Raw genomic sequence first — 14,048 nt, 5'->3', positions numbered from 1 at the left:
GCACTTAGGCGTCGAAGGTGTTCAGCATCGCGTGGGCGGCGCGATCGAAGTAGTCGTCGAACGCGGCGCGGGCAGCGGGCGCCGGAGCGAGCTCGTCGAGGGCGAGTCGCATGCAGGTCAGCCAGTGGTCGCGTGCCTCGGGGTTCACCTTGAACGGCATGTGCCGCATGCGCAGCCGAGGATGCCCGCGCTCCTGGCTGTATGTGGTCGGCCCGCCCCAATACTGCGTGAGAAACAGTGCCAGTCGGCGCTCGGCGCCCGGCAGATCGTCGGGTGGGTACATGGGTGCCAGCACGTCGTCAGCCGTCACATGCTGATAGAACGCATGCGCCAAGCGCTCGAAGAACGCCTGCCCGCCGACCTCGTCGAAAAAGGCGTTCACCGTCACGTCATCACTCATCGTCGGGCTCGCTCTTCTTGGGCTTTTCGGCAGGATGTTCGGGCTGCGCTGCGTCGCCGTCTTTCGGCTTGTCGGTGGTCTTGTCGCCCAGCTGCACACGTTCGGCGATGCCATGACCCTTGGCTCGCGGGTTCGGCGAGGCGATGGTCGCATAGACCGTCTGCTGCGGTGCGGGGGAGATGTGGTACTGCTCGAACAAGCGCAGAATGCGCAGGCGCAGCTCGCGGCTGACGTCGGTCTGCTGGGCAGGTCGAGTGCGAATGGCGAGTTTGACCACGATGGTGTCACCCGTCATCGAGTCGATGCCCCACAGCTCGGGTTTGCCCTGCACCTTGCGCATCCAGAAGCGCTCTTTGACCATCTCGCGCGCGGCAGTGAGCATGAGCTCTTCGATGGCCTCGAAGTCGCTCGAAGTGGGCAGTTCGACCTCGATGATCGCGCGCCCCCAACCCTGCGACTGGTTGCCGACCTGAGTGATCTCGCCGTTGCGCACATACCAGAGCGTGCCGTCGGCGCCGCGCACCTGCGTCACGCGCAGGCCGACGCTCTCGACCGTGCCGGTAACCTCGCCCAGATCGACGAAGTCGCCGACCCCGAGCTGGTCTTCGAACACCATGAACAGGCCGGTCAGAAAGTCTTTGACCAGGCTCTGCGCACCGAATGAGACGGCCACACCGACGATGCCGGCGCTGGCCACCAGCGCACTCGTGTTGAACCCGAGCAGCCCCAGAATCGAGATGACCGCGAGAATCACCAGCGTCCAGGTGATCACGTTTTTGGTCACCGAACCGATGGTGCGAGTGCGCTGAATCACGCGTGCCTTCGCCAGCGGCGAGACCATCAGCTCAGTGGTCTTGGCCACGTCTTCTTTGGTCTTGACACCGCTGACGATGCGAGCCACGATGCGCGATGTGGTGCCGATCAGCACCCAGCGCACCAGCAGCGTCACCGCCACGATCAGCAGAATGCGGCCGACGATCTCCCACTGATCAGTGAAACTCGCGATATACGACAGGGCCGTGCGCCACCACGCATCGGCGGTGTCGGCGGCGTCTTCGGCCAGCAGATTCACCGTGCGGTGCTCTCTGCCTCGGCGGCGTCACGCTTCTGCGCGTCGAGGGCGCGCTGCACCCCGGCAAGGTTCTCGATCACAATGCGGCGCAGTGCCTGCGGAGCGTCGGCGTGCTGGTCGAGCCAGGCCTGAGTCTGGTCGGCCAGCTGCTGGTCGGCCAGCGGGAACGGATACGTCGCCTCGAAGATCTCATCGGCAATGTGGTAGCTGCGATCGCGCCAGACCGTCAGCAGGCTCGCGAAGTGCTCGTCGGCGATGGCTCGCAGCGACTCGGTGTCGAGCGTGCGCAGCAACCCCAGACCGGTGTGGCGCACGGTCAGGTTGGTCAGCGAGTCGTCGGTCAGGATGCGCTTGGCCGTTTCGAGCTTGTGTGCGGCATCTGGCTCGGCGGCTCGTGCCCGTGCGGCAGCGAGCAGACCAGTGGCCGTGTGATCGGCCTCGAGTGCGGCGTCGATCTCGGCGTCACCGGCACGACCGGCGACCACGAGCGCCTGCAGCAGCTCCCACGACAGATCGGTGTCGATGTGCAGACCGGGCAGGGTCAGGCGACCTTCGCGCAGGTCGGCGATCACGTCGAAGTGCGCCGGGCTGATTGCCAGTGCGGCGAAGCTGCGCACGAATTGGAACTGCTGATCGCTGCCCGGATCGGCGTGCTGCGCGAACTGCCAGATGACATCGGCGGCGTGGGTGCGCGCGGCTCGGCGGCTCGACGGTTCGGCGTAGCTGCCGACGACCGTGCTGAGCTGGGCGAGCACCGTGCGCAGTGTGGTCGATTGATCTTCGGCATCGACGTTGCCGAGCACCAATCGCGCGTATTCGCGCGCCGGCAGCTCGGTGTCGCGGGTCGCATCCCAGAGGGCCCCCCAAATCGTGGCGCGCGCGGTGGGGTCGTGCACATCGCGCAGGTGCTCGATGGCGGTGCGCTCCGAATGGGAGTCGAGCCGCACCTTCGTGTAGGTGAGGTCGTCATCGTTGATGAGAATGAGGTCGGGCAGCTCGTGACCGGTGAGCTCGTCGACGAGGGTGACCTCGCCATCCACATCAAGCTCGATGCGTTCGGTGCGAGTCAGCCCTGAGCCGGTGAGTGAGTACAGGCCGATGGCCAGGCGGTGCGGTCGCAGCGTGGGATGTTCGGGTGCGGCGGTCTGTTCAATGCGATACGAGGCAATGCGCCCGTCGGCATCGGTGTCAAGCACTCCGCGCAGGGTGTTGACGCCGGCGGTCTCGAGCCACTTTGCCGACCAATTCTTGAGGTCGCGCCCGCTGGTGGCCTCAAGCTCGACGAACAGGTCGCGCAGCTCGGTGTTGCCGTGGGCGTGTTTGGTCAGGTACTGATGAATGCCCGCGAAGAACTCGCTGCGCCCCACGTAGGCCACCAGCTGCTTGAGCACCGAGGCGCCCTTGGCATAGGTGATGCCGTCGAAGTTCACCTGCACATCTTCGATATCGCGGATCTCAGCCAGAATCGGGTGAGTCGAGGGCAGCTGGTCTTGGCGATATGCCCAGGCCTTCTCGGTCGAGGCAAAGGTCGCCCAGGCATCGTGCCACTCGGTGGCCTCGGCAACGGCCAGCGTCGAGGTGTACTCAGCGAACGACTCGTTGAGCCACAGGTCGTTCCACCAGCGCATGGTCACCAGATCGCCGAACCACATGTGTGCCAGCTCGTGAATGATCGTGACCACGCGACGCTCGCGCACCGCGTCGGGCACCGTCGAGCGGAACACGTAGGTCTCGGTGAACGTCACCGCGCCGGCGTTCTCCATGGCCCCAGCGTTGAACTCGGGCACGAACAACTGGTCGTACTTCTCGAATGGGTAGGGCACGTTCCAGAGATGTTCGAAGAAGTCGAAGCCTTGGCGAGTCTTGTCGAAGATGTAGTCGGCGTCGAGGTGCTCTGCCAACGACGCACGGGCATAGACGCCGAGCGGAATGGTGCGCCCGTCGGAGCTGATCAGCGAGGAGTGCTCATGCACGTAGGGGCCGGCGATGATCGCGGTGATGTAGCTCGAGATGCGCTGAGTCGGCTCGAAGGTCCAAGTCTTGGCAGTGCCCTGCTCGTCGACTGACTCGACCGGCGTGTTCGACACCACGACCCACTCGGCCGGAGCGGTGATGGTGAAGCTGAATGACGCCTTCAGATCGGGCTGCTCGAACACGGCGAATACGCGCCGAGCGTCGGGCACCTCGAACTGGGAGTACAGGTAGACCTTGTTGTCGACGGGGTCGACGAAGCGGTGCAGGCCCTCACCCGTGATGGAGTAGCGTGCGTCGGCATCGACGATCAGCTCATTGGTCTCGTTCAGATCAGGCAGCTCGATGCGCAGGCCGTCGCTGACCACGGCCGGGTCAAGCTCGGCCCCGTTGAGGGTGATCGAGTGCACGTGCTCAGTGACGGCATCGATGAACGTGCTGGCACCCGCCGTGGCCGAAAAGTGCACGGTGGTCGTGCTGCGGAACACGGTGGGGGAGTCACCGGCGAGATCGAGCCGAATCTGGTAATCGTGCACCTCGATCAGCTCGGCGCGTTCGCGTGCCTCATCACGAGTGAGATTCAGTCCTGGCATGTCAGTGCTTCTTTCCGTCATCGGTATGTGCTCGATGGCCACAAGTTTAGGCGAGCGGTCGGGGCCAGGGCAGCCCCGCCGTTATGATTGCGCTATGAGCGACACTCCTATTCTGCATATCGCCACTGACCATGCCGGGCTCGATCTGAGCCATCACTTCATCGAGCACTTCCGCGGGCTCGGCTACGAGGTGCACGACCACGGCCCGAGCTCATACGATCCAGTCGACGACTACCCAGCATTCTGCATCGCCGCGGCAGAGGCAGTCGCGCAGGATGCTCGCGAGGGTCGCTTCGCTCTCGGCATCGTGATCGGCGGGTCGGGCAACGGCGAGCAGATCGCAGCGAACAAAGTCGTGGGCATTCGTGCTGCTCTGGTCTGGAGCCACGACACTGCGGTGCTTGCCCGCCAACACAATGACGCTAACGTCGTTGCGGTCGGGGCTCGTCAGCACAGCGTTGACGAGGCCACCGCGCTGGTCGAGGCGTTCGTGCGCGAACCCTTCAGTGGTGATGAGCGGCACGTGCGGCGTATCGGCCAGATCGCCGAGTACGAGCGCACACGAGGCTGACGACCGGCTGCTATTCGCCACAGCTGCAGGGAGGCACAGGTGTCGATCCTGACACGCGTGTTGGTGGCGGAACACAGCTGTATGGCGACACAGGTGTCGCCAGATGTTGTTATGAGCTCTCTGAGCCGCACTTCATGACACCTCTATGCCGCACCACCACAACTGGTGGTTAATCTGAAGATGGGGAGCACCAAGTGGTGCTCCCCATCTGTGGCAGAGTCGGAGGTGCGGATCAGGCTTCGGCGATGTGTGCGAAGAAGAACCAGCGGGTTTTGTCGAGGCCGCGCTCGATCTCGATCACAACATCCTGGCTCGAGAGGTCGATGCCGTCGAGCTCGACGACTGCGGTGTGCACGACCTTCAGGGCTGCATCGATCTGCTCGATCGCTGCCTTGATGGTGTCGGACGACTGCTGGAACCCGTCAGCGAGCTGCGGAGCAGCGGTCTGTGCGGCAACCGTCTGCAGCCGGCCATCCACCGGAAGACCGAGAGCGACGACGCGCTCTGCAGCGAGGTCGGCCCAGTCGCGAGCATCGGCGACCAGCTGGTCGAGCAGCTCGTGGATGGGGCCGAAGTTCGCACCGCGCACATGCCAGTGCAGCTGCTTTGCGTTGAGCGACAGCGCGCTGAGCTCAACGACAACGGGCTGCAAGAACTGAGCGACGCCTGCGACGGTATCGGGGGTGACTGAGGTCTGAACTGGTGCAACGGTTTGAGTGGTCATTTGGAATTCCTTTCCGAACTCGTACCTTCACGGTAGATGCTCTGTCTGCGAGCGTCAACGAAACCGAGGCTGGGCTAAGCCGTGTTACACAGGCTCGCCTCACCCCGCTGTTCGCTGCGCGCGCACATGGTATTCGATGCTGGCGTTGCGAGCGTGTCGCACGTTAGCCTGCGCGTACACCGAAACAACAAGGAGGATCACATGGGATTCCTGGATGACGCCAAAGAGACGATCAAAGCCGGTGCAGAGAAGGTGAGCGATGCGGTGCACGAGGCAGCGGATCGCGTCAAAGACAAGACCGACGAAGTCAAGGCCGATGCTGAGGTAAAAAAGGCTGAGGCTGAGGCGGAGTCAGTTCGTCAGCGCAACGAGATCGAAGAAGAGCTGCGCGACTGATCTGACGAGTCGCTGGGCATCGCTATCGTTGCGCAGTGGCCCGCGCGCACAGTGTGCGCACAGATCACGCAGTTAGTGTGAGTTTCACGTACTTGCCCCCCTGAGTACGTATCGCCCCCGGGTGCCTCGTGCACTCGGGGGCTTTTCTGTGAGCACTCGCGAACATGACGCTATGTCACGCGACACGCCGGATCGCGCATTCAGGTGTCAGAACTGCGCAATTTGCAGCGACTCGGTTAGGCTCAAGTGACCCCACAGTCTTATCCCCCTGAGGCTGCGGGGTCACTTGCGTCGAGAGCCCTACTCGCAGGCGACGCCGTCGCCGTCGCGATCGAGTTTTGCGGCATACCCGGGCTGGCCTCGATAAATCGGCGTGACGCCCGCGGCTCGAGCCTCGGTGCAGTTGCGATAGCTCACCGAACCACCCGACTCTGTTTGGGCAGGCGTCGGTGTCGACTGCAGTGTCTGTGGTGCGGTCTGCTGGTTGCCTGTGCTGGCGGCACTGCTCGAATCGGTCTGCGTCTCAGCGCTCGGCGCAGTCGCCGTCGAGGTCGCGTAGGTGTACGGCGAGAGGGCCGACTGATATGCAATCTGCCCGGGGCAGACATCGAGCACGCGAATGATTGCATCTTTCTCGGCCTGCGTCACCCAGAGGCCATACGCGGCCTTCACGGACACCTGGCGTGACACATACTCGCAGCGGTAGCTCTTCTGTGGTGGCAGCCAGGTCGCGGCGTCGCCGGCTCCCTTCTTCCGGTTGGTGGGGCCGTCGACCGACTGCAGGTTCAGTGGGTCGTTGGCCAGCATTAGGCGTTGGTCGGCGGTGAGCTGTTGAGCGCCGGTCTGCCAGGCGTTCGAGAGCGACACCAAGTGGTCGATCTGCACCGCGGTCGACGTCGAGTTGCCCCGCACGAACGAGATCACGGTGCCTGTGTATGGGTCGTCAAGGGTGCCGGTCAACACTTTGCATGGGCCATCGCGCGTGACGTCGGTGAGGTCTCGGGCCAGCATGTCGTTTCGGGCATCGCAGCCGTTGCGGTCGGGATCCTTCCAGCCGCTGCTGAACTGATCACGCGCATAGCCGGTCTTTGGCGCGCGACCTTTGACCGGCAGCGACTGCAAGAGTTCGAGTGCGGTGGAGGTGGTCTGTGCACTGCTCGAAAACGCCGACCCTGTGGTCGCCGCGCTTGCGGAAAGGTCTTGCACGACCTCGCCGTCGTCTGCCGCGTCTGGTTCGTCACCTTCAGCGTCATCGGGCTCGGTGGATGGCGAGCTCGAGACCTCGACACTGGTTGCGGCGGTCTCAGCCGAGTCGTGGTTGCTCTGCATCGCGGCTGAGACGCCGGCGACTGCCAGAGCTGCGACGATAACGACCGTGAGCAGCGCGGTGCGAGGGTGACGGGGTCGGCGCACGTGAGTTCCTTCGAGAGTAGGTGAGTAAGTGAGTAAGAAAGAGGGCAGCAGACTTCAGGAGTCGAAGCGATGGGGTGCGGCGTCGATGAGCTCGGGACCGTCGCCGTGCACGGGGCCAACTTCATGCCAGGTCAGCTGTTGATGCAGGCTGGTGCTGCCAGCGGTGAGTTCGGCAGTCAGCGTAGTGCCGTCGATTGAGCCATCCAACCACCGATCAAGCAGTGCGGGGTTCAGCACCACCGGCGCACGCTCGTGCAGCCAGGTCATCGAAGCCGGAGCATCCTGAGTCAGGACTGTGGCCGTGAGTACCCAGCGTTCGCCTTCGGTGGCATCTGGCGCACGCCACCAGGAGTACAGGCCGGCCAAGCCGATCGGCTCGTCACCGTGCACGTAGAACGGTGTCTTCGACTTTCCCACGGTCTGCCATTCGTAGTAGCCGTCGATCGGAAAGACGCAGCGGCACCGTGCCATCGCCGCTCGAAATGTCGGTTTCTCACCAGCTGTCTCGATGCGTGCGTTGAATGTCGGAAACTTCAGTTTGAGGTCTTTGGCCCACGAAGGTACCAGAGACCAGCGTGCGGGGGCGAGTCGACGGATGCCGTCTTTGGCGCCGTCTAACGCGATAAGCGCCTGTTGCGTGGGCTTGAGATTCCAGGTGGGGGTGAAGTCGGCGGCGAGGTTCTCGGCAACATGAAACTGCGCCGGATAGAGACCTGGATTGGCCTGCACGATTCGTCCACACATGGTCACAGGGTATACCGGGTGCACTGCCATTGATGTGCTTGCGAGCGGCTGACGGGAATCGAACCCGCGTAGCCAGTTTGGAAGACTGGGGCTCTACCATTGAGCTACAGCCGCAAGTCGGTGCACCGATTGGTTGCACCGACTGACGAGTCTAGCGGTTTTGCGCTAAGCTTGCACGGGCCGTTCATACGGCAGGATGTGCCGAGTGAGTGCTCTGCACAGCCACGGGATGTAGCTCAGCTTGGTAGAGCACTCGCTTTGGGAGCGAGGGGTCGCAGGTTCAAATCCTGTCATCCCGACAGCGGCTGAGGCCGCCGAGAGGTTGTACATGTGCCGTCAGGCACGCACCGATAACGAGGAGACCAAGACTGTGACGAGCACCGTTGAGCAGCTGAACCCCACCCGAGTGAAGATCGCGATCAGCGTCACTCCCGAGGAGTTCAAGCCGACTCTCGACAAGGCCTACAAAGAGATCGCGAAGAACGTGCAGATCCCGGGCTTCCGCAAGGGCCACGTTCCGGCAGCGATCATCGACCAGCGCATCGGTCGTCCGGCCGTCATCGAGCAGGCCATCAACGACAACCTCGACGCGTACTACCAGCAGGCGCTCACCGAGCACGGGCTGCGTCCGCTCGGCCGCCCGACCGCCGACATCGGCGATCTGCCCGACCTCAAGACGCTTGAGGGTGATGTGAACCTCACGGTCGAGGTCGACGTGCGCCCTGACTTCGAGCTGCCCGAGCTCGATCAGCTCACCATCGAGGTTGACCCGGCCGAGGTGACCGACACCGACGTAGACGATGAGCTCGAGCACCTGCGCGAACGCTTCGCCACGCTGACCAAGGTTGATCGTCCGGCAGCCAAGGGCGACTTCACCACCATCGATCTGGTCGCCAGCATCAACGACGAAAAGATCGACGATGCCCACGACATCTCATATGAGATCGGCTCGGGCCAGCTGCTCGACGGCATCGACGAGGCACTTGAGACGCTTACCGCAGATGAGACCACCACGTTCACCTCGAAGCTGGTCGGCGGCGACCACGAGGGTGAAGATGCGCTCATCGAGGTCACTCTGAAAGCTGTCAAGGAGCGTGAGCTGCCGGCAGCAGATGACGAGTTCGCTCAGCTGGCCAGCGAGTACGACACCATCGACGAGCTGCGCGACAGCCTCAAGACCGAGGCCGCCAAGCGCAAGAACGTTGAGCAGGTGGGGCAGGCTCGCGGCAAACTGATCGAGACGCTGCTCGAGAAGATCGAGCTGCCGCTGCCCGAGGGCATCGTCGATGACGAGGTCAACGCCCACCTCGAGCAGGAGGGCAAGTCAGCTGACGATCCGCACGCCGCAGAGGTGCGCCCCGACGTCGAGCGTGGCATTCGCACACAGCTGCTGCTCGACAAGGTCGTCGAAGACCTCGAGGTGCAGCTCACCCAAGACGAGCTCTCGCAGTACCTCATTCAGCAGTCGATGCAGTACGGCATCGAGCCCAACGAGTTCTTCCGCATCATCAGCGAGCAGGGCCAGCTTCAGGCTCTGTTCGGCGAGGTGTCGCGCAGCAAGGCCATCTCGACGCTGCTCGGCAAGGTGAAGGTCGTTGACACCACCGGTGCCGCCGTCGACCTGAGCGACTACCTGCCGAAGACCGAAGAGGCCGAAGCCGCTGAAGAGGCGCCTGCTGGCGATCAGGCTGAGGCTGAGGCCATCAAGGCTCCCGCTAAGAAGAAGCGCACCACCAAGAAGGCCAAGGCCGAGACTGAGGATGCTGCTGCCGAAGAGAGCGCTGAATAGTTTCGTTCCAGAGCAGACGGGGCGTCGCAGCACAGCTGTGGCGCCCCGTTGCTTTTGCCCACGGCGAACACGTGCGTGTGCGTCAGTGGCATCAAGTACATTCGGTAGTGCGCGGTACATCGAACCGTGCGCGAGCTGGCCGCCTGCAGGGGTGACCAGCCCCACAGCAGAAGTGAATGGAGAGTTGAGATGGCCGAACCGCAGCGTGAGAGCTCGATCTACGATCGGCTGCTGAAAGAGCGCATCATCTGGCTGGGCTCCGAGGTTCGCGACGAGAACGCCAACGAGATCTGCGCAAAGATTTTGCTGCTCTCGGCTGAAGACCCCGAGGCCGACATCTACCTCTACATCAACTCACCTGGTGGGTCGATTACCGCAGGCTTTGCAATCTACGACGCCATGCAGTACGTCCCCAACGACATTGTTACCGTGGGCATCGGCATGGCCGCTTCCATGGGGCAATTCCTGCTCTCGAGCGGTACTGCAGGCAAGCGCTACGCGACGCCGAACACCCGAGTGTTGCTGCATCAGCCGCATGGCGGCTTCGGCGGCACTGCCTCAGACATCTCGATTCAGGCCCAGCTCATCGGCGACATGAAGCGTCGCCTGTTCCAGCTGACTGCCGAGCAGACCGGCAAGACCGTCGAGCAGATCGAGATCGACGGCGACCGTGATCACTGGTTCTCGGCTGAAGAGGCCAAAGAATACGGCTTCGTCGACCACATTCAGCGCTCGGCCCAAGACGTCACGGGCGGCGGCGGCACCTCGAACGCCGCAAAGTCGGCAAAGACCTCGAAGTAGCAGCAGGCGAGCAGAGATGAGCACACAGATGAACTTCCCACAAATCCCCAACGTGCAGGCCGGTATCGCCATGCCCTCTTCGCGGTACATTCTGCCAAGTTTCGAAGAGCGCACCGCCTACGGATACAAGCGCCAAGACCCGTACGCCAAACTCTTCGAAGACCGCATCGTCTTCTTGGGCGTACAGGTCGACGACACCTCCGCTGATGACATCATGGCTCAGCTGCTGGTGCTCGAAAGCCTCGACCCTGAGCGCGACATCCAGATGTACATCAACTCGCCTGGCGGCTCCTTGACTGCGCTCACGGCAATCTACGACACCATGCAGTACATCCGTCCTGAAGTGCAGACCATCTGCTTGGGGCAGGCGGCCAGTGCCGCTGCCGTGCTGCTTGCCGCGGGTGCCCCCGGCAAGCGACTGGCACTGCCCAATGCTCGCGTGCTGATTCACCAGCCGGCAATCGGTGGCGAGGGCGGCCATGGCCAGGCCTCTGACATTGAGATTCAGGCAGCTGAGATCAACCGCATGCGCGACTGGGTCGAAGAGACCCTCGCTGCGCACTCGAACCGCACTCGCGAGCAGGTGCACAAAGACATCGATCGCGATAAGATCCTGACCGCCGAGCAGGCGCTCGACTACGGTCTGATCGACCAGGTGCTGACCACACGCAAAGCGCCGCGCGCATCCTGACGCAGCGGCCCAGGGTGCACCGGTTTGTCGGTGCAACGGGGTAGGCTGCTGGTACGGTGCCGCTTGACGGGCGCCAACTGAATCGAGCACAGAAAGAGAGGGCGCATGTCACGCATCGGCGAGACGTCAGATCTGCTCAAGTGCTCGTTCTGCGGCAAGAGCCAGAAACAGGTTCGCAAGCTCATCGCTGGGCCTGCGGGCGTCTACATCTGTGACGAGTGCATCGAGTTGTGCAACGAGATCCTCGAAGAGGAGTTCTCTGAGCCCCAGCCGGTTGGCGAACTCGAGCTGCCGACGCCCAAAGAGATTTACGCGTTCTTGGGCGAATACGTCATCGGGCAACAGCGTGCCAAGCGAGATCTCGCCGTGGCGGTATACAACCACTACAAGCGCATTCGCGCCACCTCTGCCCAGGGCAAGCGCCTCGAGAACGACGACATCGAGATTCAGAAGTCGAACATCCTCATGGTCGGGCCCACCGGCTGCGGCAAGACCTATCTGGCCCAGACGCTGGCGCGTCGGCTCAATGTGCCCTTCGCCGTCGCCGATGCCACATCGCTCACCGAGGCCGGGTACGTCGGCGAAGACGTCGAGAATATTCTGCTCAAGCTGCTGCAGGCCGCCGACTTTGACGTAGAGCGTGCGCAGCAGGGCATTATCTACATCGACGAGATCGACAAGATCGCGCGCAAGGCCGAAAACCCCTCGATCACTCGTGACGTCTCGGGTGAAGGCGTGCAGCAGGCTCTGCTCAAGATCATTGAGGGCACCGTTGCGTCGGTGCCCCCGCAGGGCGGGCGCAAACACCCCAACCAAGAGTTCATTCAGATCGACACCACCAACGTGTTGTTCATCGTGGCTGGGGCGTTCGCCGGGCTCGAAGAGATCATCGCTGAGCGCGCGGGCAAACACGGCGTCGGATTCACCGCGAGCCTGGCGACCGAGCTTGACAAGGTCAATATCCTCTCCGAGGTCGAGCCCGAAGACCTACGTAAATTCGGCATGATTCCCGAGTTCATCGGGCGCCTGCCTGTGCTCACCACTGTCGATGCGCTCGATCGCACCGCGCTCATCGACATCCTCACCGGGCCACGCAACGCCCTAGTCAAACAGTATCAGCGCATGTTCGAATTCGATGGCGTCGAACTCGACTTCGACGACGACGCCCTCACGGCCATCGCCGACCTGGCCGTCGAACGCAAGACGGGCGCTCGAGGTCTGCGGGCCATCCTTGAAACCGTGCTCGGGCCGATCATGTTTGAGGTACCCGGCAGCGAAGACATCGCCAGAGTCATCGTCACGGCCGCAGCCGTTGACGGCTCAGGTGAGCCCCAGATCGTGCTGCACAGCGACATCGTGCAAGAGCGCACCGCCTAACGCCTGCTGCGGCAGCGAGTGATTCAGCGCCCGTTGATATCGTCGGGGCGGTCGACGACTGCCTCGCCCAGCTGGGGGCGCCAAGTGATCACGGTGCCGTCATCAAGCTCGACAACAGGGTGCCGTTCGAGCCAAGTGAGCGTCCATCCGAAGCGAGCCCGTTGAGACTCAGTGAGTTCAGCCTCGAGCTCGGTGATTCGATCAAGCACTTGCTGAGGCAGGGCCGGCGGGCGTGCGCCCACGGGCCAACGGCTGCCGATCTGCATGCGATCCTCCTGCGTGTTCGGGTGGTGGCGGAGCGTGTGGTGCTGCTGCGTCGCGCTCACCCACCATAGCGGAATACGAACGCTACTCACGCTGTTCCAATAAGGGTTGGCGCTCCTCGGCTTGGCTGCTGAATCACGATCAAGGATGCGCCACGTTGCGTTGCAGACAAACGACCAGTGAAGAGGCAGAAGATGTCGAACACCTTGATGACTGCGCTGACGCACAGCAGCTTCGGCGATCACACGAACCTGCGTGTTCGCGATGTGCCCCGACCTGTGGCTGGCCCGGGAGAGCTGCTTGTCGAGGTCGCGACGGCATCACCCAACCCCGTTGACTGGCATCTCTACCGCGGCGACCCAGCGGTGCTGAGGCTGCTGCACCCGCGGTTCTCTGAGCCTCGCGGTGTGGGGGAGGACTTCGCTGGCATCGTGGCAGAGGTTGGCGCTGAAGTCGGCGGGTGGCATGTTGGTGATCGAGTGTTCGGCACGTCGCCTGCTGCCGCGAAACTCGGCGGATCAGTCGCGCAGTTCGTTCGGGTGCGCCCAGATTGGGTGGCGGCCATCTCAGATTCTGTGAGCTTTGCCGCCGGAGGGGTGACCGGTCTCGCTGCGCTGACCGCACTTCAAGGGCTGCGCGACTTCGGCGGGCTCACCTCCGGCGCACGTGTGCTGATCTGGGGAGCAGCTGGAGGCGTAGGACACTTCGCCGTGCAGATTGCACGTCTGCTGGGAGCCTCGGCGGTCGACGCCGTGGTGTCGACGCGCAGCGTCGAGCTCGCACACCGACTCGGTGCAGACCAGGTCTTCGACTACACCAAACACGAGCAGCCCGAGGGGCCGTACGACGTGATTCTCGACATGATCTGCGCGGCGACGCTGCCCCAGCTGCGTCGCATGCTGGCCGGGAGTGGCACCGTGGTCAGCGTGGGCGCGGTCAATGCGGGCCACCGTTTCGGCGGAGGAATGGCGATGCTGGGTCGGCGGGCTGGCGCTCCCTGGCGTGGGGTGCGCAACCGCATTATGGCGACGAAGGTCAACAGCGCCGATCTCTGCCTGCTGGCCGACTGGCTCGGTGACGAGCGACTGCGCCCGCTGGTCGAAGAGACGTTTACGCTCGCGCGGGCCCCCGAAGCCTACGCGCGCCTGGAAGCGGGCCGAGTGCGCGGCAAACTGGCCATTGACTGCTCAGGCGACTAAGGCATCCGGCATGCCGCGACCTGGGGTACTCTTGGTCGGTGGT

14 protein-coding genes and 2 tRNA genes are annotated in these 14,048 nt (G+C 63.3%); 8 read left to right on the top strand and 8 right to left on the bottom strand.

Annotated features, from left to right (window positions below):
- Positions 1-4: 4 nt before the first annotated feature.
- The 3 genes from G557_RS0103705 to pepN are packed head-to-tail and all read right to left on the bottom strand — an operon-like array spanning position 5 to position 4,036.
- On the bottom strand, positions 5-400 hold the full coding sequence (locus G557_RS0103705; RefSeq protein ID WP_028244996.1) for a globin: 396 nt from the start codon (positions 398-400) through the stop codon (positions 5-7).
- Positions 393-1,472, bottom strand: a complete 1,080-nt coding sequence (locus G557_RS11500; protein WP_051224448.1) for a mechanosensitive ion channel family protein — start codon at positions 1,470-1,472, stop codon at positions 393-395. The genes G557_RS0103705 and G557_RS11500 overlap by 8 nt, the downstream gene beginning before the upstream one ends.
- The gene (pepN, locus tag G557_RS0103695; RefSeq protein ID WP_028244995.1) at positions 1,469-4,036 is read right to left on the bottom strand and encodes an aminopeptidase N; all 2,568 of its coding nucleotides are present in this window, start codon (positions 4,034-4,036) and stop codon (positions 1,469-1,471) included. The genes G557_RS11500 and pepN overlap by 4 nt, the downstream gene beginning before the upstream one ends.
- 94 nt (positions 4,037-4,130) lie before the next feature.
- Between pepN and G557_RS0103690 the strand changes: the two genes are divergently transcribed.
- On the top strand, positions 4,131-4,607 hold the full coding sequence (locus tag G557_RS0103690; RefSeq protein WP_028244994.1) for a ribose-5-phosphate isomerase: 477 nt from the start codon (positions 4,131-4,133) through the stop codon (positions 4,605-4,607).
- Between the two features lie 232 nt (positions 4,608-4,839).
- On the opposite strand, the gene G557_RS0103685 is transcribed toward G557_RS0103690, so the two are convergent.
- Positions 4,840-5,331 carry a Dps family protein gene (locus G557_RS0103685; RefSeq protein WP_028244993.1) on the bottom strand — a complete coding sequence of 164 codons (492 nt, stop codon included), beginning with the start codon at positions 5,329-5,331 and terminating at the stop codon, positions 4,840-4,842.
- A 201-nt stretch (positions 5,332-5,532) separates the two neighbouring features.
- On the opposite strand from G557_RS0103685, the gene G557_RS0103680 reads away from it, so the two are divergent.
- Positions 5,533-5,727 carry a hypothetical protein gene (locus G557_RS0103680; RefSeq protein ID WP_028244992.1) on the top strand — a complete coding sequence of 65 codons (195 nt, stop codon included), beginning with the start codon at positions 5,533-5,535 and terminating at the stop codon, positions 5,725-5,727.
- A 300-nt stretch (positions 5,728-6,027) separates the two neighbouring features.
- On the opposite strand, the gene G557_RS0103675 is transcribed toward G557_RS0103680, so the two are convergent.
- The 3 genes from G557_RS0103675 to G557_RS0103665 form a co-directional block, all read right to left on the bottom strand.
- Entirely contained in the window at positions 6,028-7,140 is a 1,113-nt protein-coding gene (locus G557_RS0103675) for a GmrSD restriction endonuclease domain-containing protein (protein WP_245542761.1), read from the bottom strand.
- A 54-nt stretch (positions 7,141-7,194) separates the two neighbouring features.
- A complete protein-coding gene (locus G557_RS0103670) occupies positions 7,195-7,884 on the bottom strand; it encodes an SOS response-associated peptidase (RefSeq protein ID WP_028244990.1) in 690 nt (229 codons plus the stop codon).
- A 43-nt stretch (positions 7,885-7,927) separates the two neighbouring features.
- Positions 7,928-7,998: transfer RNA gene (locus G557_RS0103665), tRNA-Gly, on the bottom strand.
- A 111-nt stretch (positions 7,999-8,109) separates the two neighbouring features.
- Between G557_RS0103665 and G557_RS0103660 the strand changes: the two genes are divergently transcribed.
- From G557_RS0103660 to clpX, 5 genes are all read left to right on the top strand, one after another.
- A tRNA-Pro gene (locus tag G557_RS0103660) sits at positions 8,110-8,183 on the top strand.
- Positions 8,184-8,254: 71 nt separating this feature from the next.
- The gene (gene tig / locus G557_RS0103655) at positions 8,255-9,673 is read left to right on the top strand and encodes a trigger factor (protein WP_028244989.1); all 1,419 of its coding nucleotides are present in this window, start codon (positions 8,255-8,257) and stop codon (positions 9,671-9,673) included.
- 189 nt (positions 9,674-9,862) lie between these two features.
- Entirely contained in the window at positions 9,863-10,474 is a 612-nt protein-coding gene (locus tag G557_RS0103650) for an ATP-dependent Clp protease proteolytic subunit (RefSeq protein ID WP_028244988.1), read from the top strand.
- Positions 10,475-10,502: 28 nt separating this feature from the next.
- Positions 10,503-11,165, top strand: coding sequence for an ATP-dependent Clp protease proteolytic subunit (locus G557_RS0103645; protein WP_028244987.1), 663 nt, complete (start codon positions 10,503-10,505; stop codon positions 11,163-11,165).
- A gap of 105 nt (positions 11,166-11,270) precedes the next feature.
- Positions 11,271-12,542: an ATP-dependent Clp protease ATP-binding subunit ClpX gene (gene clpX, locus G557_RS0103640; protein ID WP_028244986.1), complete on the top strand. Its 1,272-nt coding sequence runs from the start codon at positions 11,271-11,273 to the stop codon at positions 12,540-12,542.
- Positions 12,543-12,565: 23 nt separating this feature from the next.
- Here the strand turns inward: clpX and G557_RS0103635 are convergent, their stop codons facing one another.
- Positions 12,566-12,808: a hypothetical protein gene (locus G557_RS0103635; RefSeq protein WP_028244985.1), complete on the bottom strand. Its 243-nt coding sequence runs from the start codon at positions 12,806-12,808 to the stop codon at positions 12,566-12,568.
- 177 nt (positions 12,809-12,985) lie between these two features.
- Between G557_RS0103635 and G557_RS11495 the strand changes: the two genes are divergently transcribed.
- Positions 12,986-14,005, top strand: a complete 1,020-nt coding sequence (locus G557_RS11495; RefSeq protein ID WP_156877064.1) for an NAD(P)-dependent alcohol dehydrogenase — start codon at positions 12,986-12,988, stop codon at positions 14,003-14,005.
- Positions 14,006-14,048: the final 43 nt, after the last annotated feature.

The organism is Pseudoclavibacter soli DSM 23366 (genome assembly GCF_000423505.1).
Lineage (GTDB): Bacteria > Actinomycetota > Actinomycetes > Actinomycetales > Microbacteriaceae > Pseudoclavibacter_A > Pseudoclavibacter_A soli.
This window is presented reverse-complemented; position numbering and strand designations above follow the sequence as displayed.

Bases quoted from the DNA above. Each gene is read 5' to 3' on its own strand.
- G557_RS0103705 (WP_028244996.1), bottom strand. From the start codon at position 400: ATGAGTGATGACGTGACGGTGAACGCCTTTTTCGACGAGGTCGGCGGG.
- pepN (WP_028244995.1), bottom strand. From the start codon at position 4,036: ATGCCAGGACTGAATCTCACTCGTGATGAGGCACGCGAACGCGCCGAG.
- G557_RS0103690 (WP_028244994.1), top strand. From the start codon at position 4,131: ATGAGCGACACTCCTATTCTGCATATCGCCACTGACCATGCCGGGCTC.
- G557_RS0103685 (WP_028244993.1), bottom strand. From the start codon at position 5,331: ATGACCACTCAAACCGTTGCACCAGTTCAGACCTCAGTCACCCCCGAT.
- G557_RS0103680 (WP_028244992.1), top strand. From the start codon at position 5,533: ATGGGATTCCTGGATGACGCCAAAGAGACGATCAAAGCCGGTGCAGAG.
- G557_RS0103670 (WP_028244990.1), bottom strand. From the start codon at position 7,884: ATGTGTGGACGAATCGTGCAGGCCAATCCAGGTCTCTATCCGGCGCAG.
- G557_RS0103650 (WP_028244988.1), top strand. From the start codon at position 9,863: ATGGCCGAACCGCAGCGTGAGAGCTCGATCTACGATCGGCTGCTGAAA.
- G557_RS0103645 (WP_028244987.1), top strand. From the start codon at position 10,503: ATGAACTTCCCACAAATCCCCAACGTGCAGGCCGGTATCGCCATGCCC.
- clpX (WP_028244986.1), top strand. From the start codon at position 11,271: ATGTCACGCATCGGCGAGACGTCAGATCTGCTCAAGTGCTCGTTCTGC.
- G557_RS0103635 (WP_028244985.1), bottom strand. From the start codon at position 12,808: ATGCAGATCGGCAGCCGTTGGCCCGTGGGCGCACGCCCGCCGGCCCTG.